Source organism: Flexivirga oryzae (assembly GCF_014190805.1).
Lineage (GTDB): Bacteria > Actinomycetota > Actinomycetes > Actinomycetales > Dermatophilaceae > Flexivirga > Flexivirga oryzae.
Genome location: NZ_JACHVQ010000004.1, coordinates 269716 through 282298 on the forward strand (window position 1 = coordinate 269716; position 12583 = coordinate 282298).

At 69.4% G+C, this 12583-nt stretch carries 14 protein-coding genes and 1 pseudogene; 13 read left to right on the forward strand and 2 right to left on the reverse strand.

What is annotated here, in order from left to right:
- Positions 1–77: 77 nt before the first annotated feature.
- Together FHU39_RS25125 and FHU39_RS20505 are read left to right on the forward strand one after the other, a co-directional pair.
- A pseudogene (locus FHU39_RS25125) lies at positions 78–530 on the forward strand (ABC transporter permease subunit); the annotation flags it as partial.
- 156 nt (positions 531–686) lie between these two features.
- Positions 687–1418, forward strand: coding sequence for an amino acid ABC transporter ATP-binding protein (locus FHU39_RS20505; protein WP_343066046.1), 732 nt, complete (start codon positions 687–689; stop codon positions 1416–1418).
- A gap of 363 nt (positions 1419–1781) precedes the next feature.
- On the opposite strand, the gene FHU39_RS20510 is transcribed toward FHU39_RS20505, so the two are convergent.
- Positions 1782–2399, reverse strand: a complete 618-nt coding sequence (locus FHU39_RS20510; RefSeq protein ID WP_183322582.1) for a mycothiol transferase — start codon at positions 2397–2399, stop codon at positions 1782–1784.
- 87 nt (positions 2400–2486) lie between these two features.
- Between FHU39_RS20510 and FHU39_RS20515 the strand changes: the two genes are divergently transcribed.
- Both FHU39_RS20515 and FHU39_RS20520 read left to right on the forward strand, forming a co-directional pair.
- Positions 2487–3437 (forward strand): helix-turn-helix transcriptional regulator, encoded by a 951-nt coding sequence (locus FHU39_RS20515; RefSeq protein ID WP_183322583.1) that lies wholly within the window; start codon positions 2487–2489, stop codon positions 3435–3437.
- A 30-nt stretch (positions 3438–3467) separates the two neighbouring features.
- Positions 3468–4136 carry a TrmH family RNA methyltransferase gene (locus FHU39_RS20520; protein ID WP_183322667.1) on the forward strand — a complete coding sequence of 223 codons (669 nt, stop codon included), beginning with the start codon at positions 3468–3470 and terminating at the stop codon, positions 4134–4136.
- Positions 4137–4190: 54 nt separating this feature from the next.
- On the opposite strand, the gene FHU39_RS20525 is transcribed toward FHU39_RS20520, so the two are convergent.
- The gene (locus FHU39_RS20525) at positions 4191–4781 is read right to left on the reverse strand and encodes a dihydrofolate reductase family protein (RefSeq protein ID WP_183322584.1); all 591 of its coding nucleotides are present in this window, start codon (positions 4779–4781) and stop codon (positions 4191–4193) included.
- Positions 4782–4960: 179 nt separating this feature from the next.
- Here FHU39_RS20525 and FHU39_RS20530 point away from each other — a divergent pair, with 179 nt between their 5' ends.
- From FHU39_RS20530 to dhaL, 9 genes are all read left to right on the forward strand, one after another.
- Positions 4961–5323 (forward strand): YciI family protein, encoded by a 363-nt coding sequence (locus tag FHU39_RS20530; protein WP_183322585.1) that lies wholly within the window; start codon positions 4961–4963, stop codon positions 5321–5323.
- On the forward strand, positions 5320–5673 hold the full coding sequence (locus tag FHU39_RS20535; protein ID WP_183322586.1) for a YciI family protein: 354 nt from the start codon (positions 5320–5322) through the stop codon (positions 5671–5673). Before FHU39_RS20530 ends, FHU39_RS20535 begins: the two co-directional genes overlap by 4 nt.
- Positions 5670–6989 carry an RNA polymerase sigma factor gene (locus tag FHU39_RS20540; protein ID WP_221185751.1) on the forward strand — a complete coding sequence of 440 codons (1320 nt, stop codon included), beginning with the start codon at positions 5670–5672 and terminating at the stop codon, positions 6987–6989. The genes FHU39_RS20535 and FHU39_RS20540 overlap by 4 nt, the downstream gene beginning before the upstream one ends.
- Before the next feature lie 82 nt (positions 6990–7071).
- Positions 7072–8097 carry a class II fructose-bisphosphate aldolase gene (fbaA, locus tag FHU39_RS20545; protein WP_183322587.1) on the forward strand — a complete coding sequence of 342 codons (1026 nt, stop codon included), beginning with the start codon at positions 7072–7074 and terminating at the stop codon, positions 8095–8097.
- Positions 8098–8108: 11 nt separating this feature from the next.
- The gene (locus FHU39_RS20550) at positions 8109–8513 is read left to right on the forward strand and encodes a DUF3151 family protein (RefSeq protein ID WP_183322588.1); all 405 of its coding nucleotides are present in this window, start codon (positions 8109–8111) and stop codon (positions 8511–8513) included.
- A gap of 12 nt (positions 8514–8525) precedes the next feature.
- Positions 8526–9479 (forward strand): helix-turn-helix domain-containing protein, encoded by a 954-nt coding sequence (locus tag FHU39_RS20555; RefSeq protein ID WP_183322590.1) that lies wholly within the window; start codon positions 8526–8528, stop codon positions 9477–9479.
- 54 nt (positions 9480–9533) lie between these two features.
- On the forward strand, positions 9534–10859 hold the full coding sequence (locus FHU39_RS20560; RefSeq protein ID WP_183322592.1) for a TerD family protein: 1326 nt from the start codon (positions 9534–9536) through the stop codon (positions 10857–10859).
- Positions 10860–10901: 42 nt separating this feature from the next.
- The gene (gene dhaK, locus FHU39_RS20565; protein ID WP_183322593.1) at positions 10902–11900 is read left to right on the forward strand and encodes a dihydroxyacetone kinase subunit DhaK; all 999 of its coding nucleotides are present in this window, start codon (positions 10902–10904) and stop codon (positions 11898–11900) included.
- Positions 11900–12532, forward strand: coding sequence for a dihydroxyacetone kinase subunit DhaL (dhaL, locus tag FHU39_RS20570; RefSeq protein WP_183322594.1), 633 nt, complete (start codon positions 11900–11902; stop codon positions 12530–12532). Before dhaK ends, dhaL begins: the two co-directional genes overlap by 1 nt.
- Positions 12533–12583 lie beyond the last annotated feature (51 nt).

The following is a 12583-nucleotide window of genomic DNA, read 5'->3' on the forward strand; positions in this document are numbered from 1 at the left end:
GCACGTTCTTCGACCCCCACGAAGCGGTGCAGTCGTTCCCGGTGGTGCTCCGCGGTCTGTGGCTGAACGTCCGGGTCATGGTGGTGTGCGGTCTTGCGATCGCGGTCTGGTCGTTGCTGCTTGCCGTGCTGCGGACACTGCGCGGCCCGGTCTTCTTCCCGCTGCGGGCGTTCGCCGTGGTGTACGTCGACGTCTTTCGCGGTTTGCCGCTGCTGCTGGTGGTCTTCCTGCTCGGATTCGGTGTTCCCGCACTCCAATTGACCGGGTTGCCGAACTCCCCGCTCTTCTGGGGCGGTTGTGCGTTGACGCTGTCCTACTCGGCCTACGTCGCGGAGGTGCTGCGCGCGGGCATCGAGTCGGTGCACCCGTCGCAGCGCGCGGCGGCCAGATCGTTGGGGTTGTCGTACCGCGCCACACTGCGTTTCGTCGTGCTGCCGCAGGCCGTGCGCCGGGTGATGCCGGCGCTGATGAACGACCTGATCTCGCTGGAGAAGGACTCGGCGCTGCTCGCGGTCATCGGTGTGGTCGATGCGCTCCGGGAGGCACAGATCCGCGAGGCGGTCAATTTCAACTTCACCGCGTATGTCGTTGCCTGGCCTGCTGTTCATCTGCCTGACGATCCCGATGGCCCGTTTCACCGACTGGTACGCGCGACGGCACGGCTTCCAGGGAGTGGGTGGACCGCTGTGAGTCTGTTGTCGCTGAAGGGGGTTCGCAAGTCTTTCGGCGCGCACCTGGTGCTGGCGGATGTGTCTCTCGAGGTGCAGGAAGGGGCGTGCGTCGTCCTGATCGGGGCGTCCGGGTCCGGCAAGTCGACGCTGCTTCGCTGCATCAATCTGCTGGAGGTCGTGGACGACGGGGTCGTCGAACTCGACGGGCAGGACATCACCGATCCGCGGGTCGACGGCGATGAGGTGCGTTCGAGGATGGGCATGGTTTTCCAGTCCTACAACCTCTTCCCGCACCTGAGCGTGTTGCAGAACATCACGCTCGCGCCGGTCCGGGTGCACGGTGTTCCACGCGCGCAGGCACTCGAGCGCGCGCACGACGTCCTCCAGCGGGTCGGATTGGCGGACAAGGCGAACGCCCGACCCGACGACCTGTCGGGCGGTCAGCAACAGCGGGTCGCGATCGCGCGCGCGATGGTCAATGCGCCCCGCCTGCTGCTGCTCGACGAGGTCACCTCGGCCCTGGATCCCGAGCTCGTGGGCGAGGTGCTGGACTTGTTGCAGGGTCTGCGGGAGGAGGGCATGACGATGGTGCTGAACACCCATGAGATGGGTTTCGCCCGCTCCGTCGCCGACGAAGTGTGCTTCCTGTCCGACGGCGTGATCCTCGAGCGAGGCCCCGCCGAGGAGGTGCTCGGAGCGCCACAGCAGGAGCGGACGCAGCGCTTCCTCTCGCGGCTGCTCCACTGAGTGCCCGACAAAGGTGAAGGCCCCGGAAAGTATGAGTTTCCGGGGCCTTCGGCGTCCGCGTCACCGAGGTGACCCGAACAATTCCGAGCCACCGAAGTGATTCGGAAACCGACCGCCGAAGCGGTGCGGTTCGATATTTCTACCCTGTGCGCGTGGCGCCGCGCAAGGGAATCGCCAAAGATTTTTCGCGGCATCGGCGTGTCGCCTTGTGTGCGTGACCAGCGGGGCCCGCGGGGTCGTTGGGGCCGCGAAGTTCGCGGGCGATTTTCCCCGTGTTCGGTGTGTCGTCACGCGCCCTTCGGGTCCGCTCGGTTCACTGGGACCGCGGCCCTGCCATGTATGAGATGGCAGGGCCTCAAGACGTCATACGGCCGCGTTGTCGACCTTGCGCGTCCACGGGGTGAACCACTCGCTGGCCGGCCAGCCCTCGACGGCACCCAGCAGTTCGTACATCGTGGCGCCGTCGATGGACTCGCGGATGATGTCGGCGTGGCCGGCGTGCCGCCCGATCTCCTCGATCACGTGCAGCAGTGTCCAGCGGATCGTCCAGGACTCGACGTCCTTCGGCCACCACGGCGCGTCGGTCGGCACCGGAACCCGCTCGGCGAGGTCGTAGGACGGGACCTCCCGGGCCACGCGTTCGATCAGGTCGTCCAGGTTCGAGCGCAGCACGTCGCCGGTGTCCGCCTCGGTGAGCTGGAACTCGCCGTAGTGCTGCTTGATCCGCTCCTCCTGCGGCGTGTCGTCGTCAGCAGGCGGCCAGACGCCGGGTGCGGCGGCGGCCCGGTCCAGCCAGGACGCCGCGCACCGCGTGCCGTGCTTGACGAGGGACCCGACGCTGAGGCTGGAAACCGTTGGTGTCGCACGCAACTCATCGTCGGTGAGTCCGTAAGCGGCGGACTTCAGGCCGAGCAACTGCTGGGTGATGTACCCGGCAAGGAGTTCGCCCTCGTGGTCGGTCTGGGGTGCGTGAGCAGGCATCGCATCGGTCCTTTCGGGTGGTTGGTGCGACAAGCATCCCGGACCTTGCGGACAGCTTCTGTCCGCTTTATCACCGATGATGGGTCCATGACCACGACGGCACGCCTGCTCCAACTCCTCGGTCTGCTCCAGGCGCAGGCGGTCTGGACCGGGGAGGAACTCGCCGACCGCCTCGGCGTGACCACCCGGTCCGTCCGGCGCGACATCGACCGGCTGCGCGAGCTCGGTTACCCGGTGCAGTCCAGTCGCGGCACCGGTGGGGGCTATCAGCTCGGCGCCGGCCGGGCACTGCCGCCGTTGCTGCTCGACCAGGACGAGGCGGTCGCGGTGGCGGTCTGTCTGCGGCTGGCCGCAGGCGGGACGGTCGCCGGGGTGGGGGAGGCTGCGCTGCGCACCATGGCGAAGCTGGACCAGGTCATGCCGGCCGCCATCCGCGCGCACGTGGCGGCCGTGCAGGAGGCCACCGTCACGGTCGACTATCAGGCCGCGACGGTGGACTCGGACGCACTGCTGGCGCTGGCGCGCGCCGTCCGTGAGCGCCATCAGGCCCGCTTCGACTACACGGCGCGGGACGGTGCGGCGTCATACCGGCGGGTTGAACCCTACCGACTGATCGCGACCGGACGGCGTTGGTATCTCATGGCATTCGACCTCGACCGGGACGACTGGCGGTCCTTCCGGCTCGACCGGATGACCGAGGTGCGTGCCTCCACCTTCGGTTTCACACCGCGGGAGGCGCCCGACGCGGAGGAGTACATCCGACGCTCGGTGCGCTCCGGATGGGACAACGAGGCGACCGTGCGTCTGCAGTGCGGCCTGCCGGAGGTGGAGGACTACGTCGGCCGGTGGGGCACACTCACCGCCGTCGACGACGGGCACTGCGACCTGCAGGTCGGCTCGCAGAACCTCGACATGATGGCCTGGTGGCTGCTGCGGCTGCCGCACGATTTCGAGGTGCTCGACAACGAGGAGCTGGTGGCGGCATACCAGCGCCTGGCGACCCGGACGGCACAGCTCGCCGGCGCGCCGTCACACTGAGTGACTGTGGACGAAGCGCGGGACTTTGCGGTGGCCGAGGAGCGAGGTACGAGCGTCTCGACGTCCCGCGACGTCGGCGTCGGACCGTACGACGGGCAGTGGCCGGCGCTGCCCGATGGCACGCCGGACCCCCGGTACGACCCCGAACTGCTGGCCCAGGGCGACCGGCGCAACGTCGAGGACCGTTACCGCTACTGGACGCACGAGGCGATCGTCGCCGACCTGGACACCCGTCGGCACGACTTCCACGTCGCCGTGGAGAACTGGGGGCACGACTTCAACATCGGCTCGGTGATCCGCACCGCGAATGCCATGGGTGCCAAGGCTTTTCACATCGTCGGCAAGCGGCGCTGGAACCGCCGCGGTGCCATGGTCACCGACCGCTACCAGCACGAGCACCACCACCCGGACGTCGCGGCGCTGGCCGCGTGGGCCGCGCAGGAGGGGCTGCCCCTGATCGGCATCGACAACCTGCCCGGCAGCCGGCCGATCGAGACGTATGAGCTGCCGAGACGCTGCGTGTTGGTCTTCGGGCAGGAGGGGCCGGGGCTCACCCCGCAGATGCAGCAGGTCTGCGTCGACGTGCTGCACATCGAGCAGTTCGGCTCGACCCGGTCGATCAACGCCGGCGCCGCGGCCGCCATCGCGATGCACGTGTGGGTGCTGCGGCACGTGCACGGCTTCGCGGCTCACCGCTGACGCTCGAACCCGCCGTTGACGCTCGAAACGGTCATTGACGGCGCAATTGGGGGGTCAACCGCCGGTTCGACCGTCAACGGTGGTGCCGAGGCGGTACGTCAGCCACATCGCACCGCTCGGGGTGACCAGGGCGTCGGTGAGGGCGAGTGGGGTGAGAGTGGTGACCCGCTCGGTCAGCCGGCGCCCGACCGGGTCGAACACCGGCGCGACGGTCAACTGCACCTCGTCCACCAGCCCTTCGGCGAGCAGTGACTGCGCGAGCGTGATGCTTCCGTGGACCCCGACGTCACCGGTCGTACCTGCTTTCACCGTGGCGACGATCTCGGCCAGGGGCCCGCAGATCGGTTGCGCGTTCGCCCAGCGACCGTCGAGTCGGCTCGACGTCACGACGTACTTCGGGACCGTGTTGATGAAGTCCGCGAACGGCTGATCGTCGGAGGTGGGCCAGAAGCGCGCCCATTCGTCATACATTCCCCGGCCGAGAAGCACCGCGGTCTGGCTCCGAAGGAGTCCCTGGAAGCGGCTGTGCATCGCGTCGTCGAACTCCGGCGGCGCCGGCTCGGTCGTGTCGGGCGGGAAGAGCCGGTTGGGGTCGTCGACCGCGCCGTCGAGCGAGCAGATGGAGTAGAGCACGAGTTTGCCCATGATGATCCCTTTCCTGGACCGGACCGTACGCACTGACGACGGACGGGACACGACGGTATGGACACCTCATGGGCGGCGGAGTGGAAAAGATTTCGGGCAGGTTGTCGATTCGGCTCCAGCCCACCCGTCATCGTGCTGTCAGAGGATGTACACACCACAGATCGGAAGGATCAGTGACCATGAGCGAATACATGATCGTGATCGTCGGGGACGCAGACCGCTGGTGGACCACGATGACGCCGGAGGAACGCGCGCACGGGTATGCCGAATACGGGCGCTTCTCCCAGGAGCTGGTCGAGCGGGGACACAAGATCACCGGCGGTGCCGAGTTGCACGCCACGAGCGAGGCCAAGCGCATCGCGCCGAACACCGGTGCGGTGACCGAGGGGCCGTTCGCCGAATCGACCGAGCAGGTCGGCGGGTTCTTCCTCGTCGAGACCGATGACGTGGGCGACGTGATGGAGTGCTGCAAGATCCTCACCGCGATCGGTGAGGGCGTCGAGATCCGTCGCACCGTGACGCCGCAGGAGCGCGCGTCGTGACGAAGTACCTGATCCTCATCGCGGGTACCGCCGATGAGTGGAACGACGCCGACCCGTCGGATCGGGAACGCTGGCACCAGGACCACGTCGCCTTCGGTCGCGAGGTCGGCTCGGCGATCCTGGCCGGTGAAGCGCTGGACGGGGCGAGTACGGCGACCACGGTGCGGCGCCGCAGCGGCACGGTGCAGCTCACCGATGGCCCGTTCGCGGAGACGGCCGAGCAGATCAGCGGCTTCTACCTGGTCGAGGCCTCCGACCTCGACCAGGTCGTGAAGTGGTGCACGCTGTTGCCGGAGATCTACTCCCTGGAGATCCGCCCGTGCATCCGGATCGAAGGACTCACCGATTGATCCAGCCGATCGAAGCCGTATGGCGCGACGAGTGGGGCCGCCTGCTGGCCCTGCTCGTCGCGCAGACGCGCCGGCTGGATCTGGCCGAGGATGCGCTGGCCGATGCGTTCGAGCGTGCGGCACGCGCCTGGCCGGAGGCTGGTGTGCCGGACAACCCTCCCGCCTGGCTGCTCACCGCCGCACGGCGGCGCATTCTGGACCGGTTGCGTGCCGAAGCGGTGGCCGCGCGCAAGCAGCCGCTGCTGGCGGTGGAGGAGGGGCAGCGGCACGGGGAGGGCGACCTGTTGCGGTTGGTGCTTCTCGCTGCGCATCCATCCCTCAGCGAGGAGGCCGGCGCCGCGCTGACCCTGCGACTGGTGCTGGGCATCTCGACCGCCGACATCGCGCGCCTCTTCCTGGTGCCCGAGCCGACGATGGCGGCCCGGCTGACCCGGGCCCGCAAGAAGGTGGTGGCGGCGGGTGTGCCGCTCGCGATACCGGACGACGAGGTCCTGCCGCAGCGGCTGGAAACCGTTGCCCGCGTGGCGTATCTGGCGTTCACCGCGGGTTATGCGCCGGGCAGCGGCGCCGACGTCGTGCGTGCCGACCTGGCGGGTGAGGCGATCCGGTTGGTGCGCCTGGTCCGCGCGACCGGCCGAGTCGCGGAAGGGAACGCCGCACTCACCGCGCTGCTGGCGTTGATGCTGCTGCAGCACGCGCGCCGCGACGCGCGGGTCGACGCCGAAGGCGCCCTGGTGCTGCTGCCCGCGCAGGACCGCAGCACGTGGCACCGGGACGAGATCGACGAGGGGCTGGCGCTGGTGGGCGCGCTGACCGGCGGGTCTCGATACGGGCTCGTTCCTCGCCCTACTCGACCAGCGCCTGAGGGCGGAGTGGCGCTCGTTCCTCGCCCTACTCGACCAGCGCCTGAGGACGGAGTGGCGCTGCAGAGCGCGCTCGCGGCCGAGTACCTGCTGCAGGCGCTCATCGCCGCCGAGCACGCGCGCGCCGCCGGCGCCGAGGAGACCGACTGGCTCGCCATCGCCGACTACTACCGGCAACTCGAGGCTCTCACCGGTTCCCCCGTCGTGCGCCTCAATCGGGCGGTCGCGGTCGCCGAGGCCGGCGACCTCGACAACGCGCTCGGACTGCTCGACGGGCTGGAGGAGGCGCTGCCGCACTCGCACCGCCTGCCTGCCGTGCGCGCCGAGTTCCTGTCGCGGGCCGGGCGGCATACCGAAGCGGCGGCGGCATACGACCTGGCGATCGAACGGTGTGCGCACGAGCCGGAGCGCGACCAGCTGCGCTTCCGCCGCGCCGCGTTGCGCCTCATCTGATGAACAGTCACTCCACGCGGCGCGAGGCGGATGGTTGGATAGTGGGGACGCACCGTTCGCCGACCCCTGCAGGAGGGCCTCCATGCCGATCGCGACCCCCGAGAAGTACGCCGAGATGCTCGACCGGGCCAAGAAGGGCGGCTTCGCCTACCCGGCCATCAACGTCTCCAGCAGCCAGACCCTGAACGCCGCGATCAAGGGGTTCGCCGACGCCGGCAGCGACGGCATCGTCCAGGTGTCCACCGGTGGCGCGGAGTACTTCTCCGGCCAGGGCGTCAAGAACATGGTCACCGGCTCGCTCGCGTTCTCGGCCTTCGCGCACGAGGTGGCCAAGGCGTATGACGTCAACATCGCCCTGCACACCGACCATTGCCCGAAGGACAAGCTGGACGGCTTCGTGCGGCCGCTGCTCGCGGCGTCCGCCGAACGCGTCAAGCAGGGCGGGCTGCCCTACTTCCAGTCGCACATGTGGGACGGCTCCGCTGTTGAACTGCACGAGAACCTCCGGATCGCAGAAGAATTGCTCGCCCAGTGCAAGGCGGCGCACATCATCCTCGAGATCGAGGTCGGTGTCGTCGGCGGCGAGGAGGACGGTGTCGAGGGTGCGATCGACGAGAAGCTCTACTCCACCCCGGAGGACGCCGTCGCGACCGCGCGTGCGCTCGGCACGGGCGAGCAGGGCTACTACATGACCGCGCTGACCTTCGGCAACGTGCACGGCGTCTACAAGCCGGGCAACGTCAAGCTGCGCCCGGAGGTGCTGAAGAAGGCGCAGGACACGGTGCACCAGGAGTTCAACACCCCTGACGACAAGCCGTTCCACCTGGTCTTCCACGGCGGCTCGGGTTCCGACCCGAAGGAGATCGCCGAGGCTGTCTCGTACGGCGTGGTGAAGATGAACGTCGACACCGACACGCAGTACGCCTTCACCCGACCGGTCGCCGGCTGGATGCTCGGCAACTACGACGGGGTGCTGAAGGTCGACGGCGAGGTCGGCAACAAGAAGCAGTACGACCCGCGCGCCTGGGGCAAGGCGGGCGAGGCCGGTATGTCGGCGCGTGTGGTCGAGGCCTGCGAGAACCTCGGCTCCGCTGGTCAGCACGAGTAGTCGGATCGCTCGTGAGTGACAACCTGCTCGGCATACCCGAGACGAATCTCCCTACGGATCCAGCCGGTTCGCCGCTGGACCAAGGGGTCGACCCGCGTGACGTCGCGCGGTCCTACCCGGCGTCGTCGCTCGCCTGGGCGACGCTTGCGGAGGACGCGCTGGCCGACGGTGACGCGATCGAGGCCTACGCCTTCGCGCGCACCGGCTATCACCGCGGCCTCGACGCGCTGCGCCGGTCGGGCTGGCGCGGGCAGGGTCCGGTGCCGTGGGAGCACGAGCCCAACCGTGGTTTCCTGCGGGCGCTCGGAGCGCTGTCGAAGGCGGCCGGTGAGATCGGCGAGACCGACGAACAGCGCCGCTGCGCCGACTTCCTGCGTGACTCCTCGGCCACCGGGGCCCGGGAGTTGGGGCTGTAGGAGGCCGGTCCGATGGATGGACGGCTCGGGGTGCTCGGGGTCGGGCCGCAGGGCGAGGAGCTCTACCGGCACGTGCTGCGCGCCCCCGGACTCACGCTCGCAGCGCACGTCGCGCAACTCGGCTGGACCGACTACGAGGCGGAGCACGCCATCGAGCAACTGCGGGCGCGGCGGCTGGTGCGGGTGACGAACCTCGGGGAGGTGGTGGCCGATCACCCCCGGGCGGCGCTCGAGCGGGTGGTCAGCGCCGAGGAGGCCAGGTTGGCGACGCGCCGGCAGGACCTGGCGCGGGTGCGGGACGCGATCGACGCCTTCGTGACCGACCACCGGGCCGGCCAGGAGGCCCAGTCCTCCGATCAGCCGCTGAGGGAACGCGTCGACCAGGCGGTGTTCAGCTCCGTCTACGAGCACCTTGTGGCGTCCACCGTCGGGGTCATCCGGCAGGCCAAGCCCGGCGGTCCGCGCGCCACCGGGGACTTCCCGACCGTGCGGCAACAGCTGGAGTCGGGACGCGAGCAGCGCACGCTCTATCTCCCCGACGCCCTGCACGAGTATGCCGGGGCGCTCGCCGACTGGGCCGAGCTCGGTGAGGAGCAACGGGTCGTCGGTGGATTGCCCTCGGAATTCGTCGTGTTCGGCGAAGAGGTCGCGATCGGCTCGACCGAGTGGGGACAGGACGGCGGCGACTACGTCGTGCTGCGCGACCCGATGGTGGTCGCGGCCTTCATCGCGCTCTTCGACCGGCTCTGGGCCGCTGCGACACCGGCCGAACACACCGACGACCCGTCGTCGAACGCTCTGGTCGACTGGATGCAGCAGGGGCTGACGGACGAAGCGATCGCACGGGCAATGGGCGTGTCACTGCGCACGGTCCGGCGGCGCATCGCAGCGCTGATGAGTGAGCACGACGTCACCACCCGCTTCCAACTGGCGCTGCGGATCGCGGAACGACGGCACCGGTCCTGACGTCCCTCTCAGGAGATAGTCGGCAGCGCACCGAGCGCATGTGAGGATGACCGTATGACCCAGTTGACCAAGGGATCGAACACGCCGATCGACGCCGGGCAGGTCCGGATCACCCTGCAATGGCAGCCCGGCCCGGGGGTCCCGGACGTCGACGCGTCCGCGCTCCTGCTCCGGGAGAGCGGCAAGGTCGCTTCGGATGACGACTTCGTCTTCTACAACCAGCCGTCGCACCCCAGCGGTGCCGTGCGCCATCTCGGCAAGCAGCCGGGTGCCGATGCCCTGGAGGTGGACCTGAGCCGGTTGCCCGCGGAGATCCCGCGCGTGGTGCTGGCGGCGTCCGCGGACGGCGGTGCGTTCGGCCAGGTGCCCGGTCTGCGGCTCGTCGCCTCCGACGCGGCATCCGGCGCCGAACTGGCCACCTTCGACATGGCCGCCGAGAACGAGACGGCGTTCGTCAGCGGAGAGCTCTATCAGCGGGGCGGCCAGTGGAAACTGCGCGCCGTCGCTCAGGGGTACAGCTCCGGGCTTGCCGGTCTGGCAACAGATTTCGGCATTTCGGTGGAAGGAGACCCCGAGCCCGCACCGGCACCTGCGCAAGGGCCGACGCCCCCTCCGCCGCCGCAGGCTGCACCGCCCGCCGCGGCGCCGATGGCACCGCCGCAGGGGCCACCGGCCGCCCAGCTGCCACCGCCCCAGGGCGCACCGGCGCCGATGCCTCCTCCGCCCGCGGCGATGACACCCCCGGCCGGTGCCGTGCCCCCGCCGCCGGCTCCCCAGCCGGCCGGCGCCGTCGGCGTCGTCAACCTCGACAAGGGCCGGGTCGACCTGACCAAGAAGGCCAGGGTCGACCTGACCAAGACCGGTGCCCCGCCGCTGGCCAGGGTCACCATGGGGCTCGGGTGGGACCCGGCCCCCGGTCGGGGAAACATCGACCTGGACGCTTCTGTCATCGCGTACGACGCCTCCGGCAAGAAGCTGGAGATCGTCTGGTTCATGCACAGACAAGAGTTCGGCGGCGCCATACAGCACTCGGGGGACAACGTGACCGGCGCCGGTGAGGGCGACGACGAACAGATCAAGGTCGACCTGCTGGGTATGCCGCCGCAGGTGAACACCCTTGTGTTCACCATCAATTCGTTCAGTGGGCAGAAGTTCACCAGCATCCGGCGAGCGTTCTGCCGGCTGGTCGACGACGCGACCGGGCAGGAGCTGGTGCGCTTCGACCTGTCCGAGTCACAGCCGGCCACCGGGGTGCTCATGGCAGCCATGCGCCGCACCGGCCCGCAGACCTGGCAGATGCGGGCGATCGGGGAGTTCCACGACGGCCGCACGGTGAAGAAGCTGGTCAAGCCCGCCGAGGCGCACGCGCTGGCGCCCTGACGCGGCCTTGTCGGACTCGGTCGAGCGTGGTCCGATGAGAAGGTGAAGAAGCTGATCAACGAGCCCGCCGACGTCGTCTCGCAAGCGCTCATCGGGATCGAGGCAGCCCATGGTGATCGGTTGCGGATCGACCACGAACACAAGGTGATCTACCGCAACGGACCACCCCGCGCCGGCAAGGTCGGTCTCGTCTCCGGCGGCGGCACCGGGCACGAACCGTTGCACGGCGGGTATGTCGGCGTCGGCATGCTCGACGCGGCGTGCTGCGGCGAGGTGTTCACGTCGCCCGTCCCCGACCAGATGCTGGCCGCGACGGCGGCGGTGGACGGCGGCGCCGGCGTACTGCACATCGTGAAGAACTACACCGGCGACGTCATGAACTTCGAGATGGCGGCCGAGCTCGCCGCCGACAACGGCACGGAGGTGCGCTCGATCGTCGTCGACGACGACGTCGCGGTCCAGGACAGCCTCTACACGGCCGGGCGCCGCGGAGTGGGGACGACGGTGCTGTTGGAGAAGCTGGTCGGAGCGGCTGCGGAGAGCGGCCGACCGCTGGATCAGCTGCTCGAGCTGGCCACGCGGATCAACTCCGTCGGCCGCAGCATGGGCCTCGCGCTCACCTCCTGCACCGTGCCGGCCGCCGGTAGACCCACGTTCGAGCTCGGCGACGACGAGATGGAGCTGGGCATCGGCATCCACGGTGAACCCGGCCGGAGCCGGGTGCCGCTCGCCTCGGCCGCCGAGGCGGCGCAGTTGCTCGTCGACCCCGTTCTCGGCGACCTGCCGTACGGCACCGGTGATGCGGTGATCGCCATGGTCAACGGGATGGGCGGCACGCCGCTGCTGGAGCTCTACCTGATGTACGGCGAAGTGCATCGATTGCTCCAGCAGGCCGGCATCCACGTCGCGCGGTGCCTGGTCGGCAACTACATCACCTCGCTGGACATGGCCGGCTGCTCGGTCACCCTGGTGAAGGCGGACGAGGAGTTGCTCGCGCTGTGGGACGCACCGGTCGACACCCCGGCGCTACGGTGGTCCTGATGACGGAGAGCGTGGACATCGACCGGTTCACCGCATGGCTGCGGGCGTTCGCCGGCGCCATACACGAGCACGCGGCGGAGCTGACCGAGCTGGACTCGGCGATCGGGGACGCCGACCACGGCTCCAACATGGACCGCGGGATGACGGCGGTTGCCGCTGCCCTCGATGCGGATGAGTTCGCCTCCGCCCCAGCGCTTTTCAAGAAGGTCGGGATGACGCTCGTCAGCTCGGTCGGCGGTGCGAGCGGTCCGCTCTACGGCACCTTCTTCCTGCGCTTCGGCGGTGCTCTGGGGGAGGGTGACGCCGATGTCACGGCCCTCGGGGCCGCCCTGCACGCCGGCATCGACGGCATCGTGCAACGCGGCAAGGCGGAGGTCGGGGACAAGACCATGGTCGACGCCTGGATGCCCGCGGTGCAGGCGTATGACGATGCGCGAGGTGACGGGCTCGCTGCTGCTCTGCGGGCGGCCGCCGAGGCGGCCGCGCGAGGCCGGGACTCGGCCACGCCACTGGTCGCGCACAAGGGGCGTGCGAGCTATCTGGGCGAGCGAAGCGCAGGTCACCAGGATCCCGGTGCGACCTCGACGGTGCTGCTGATCGAGTCCGCGGCCGCGACCCTCGCTGCGTCGTGATCGGGATCGTCGTCGTCGCAGACGGCACGACCCTCGGTAACGCGATCGGCG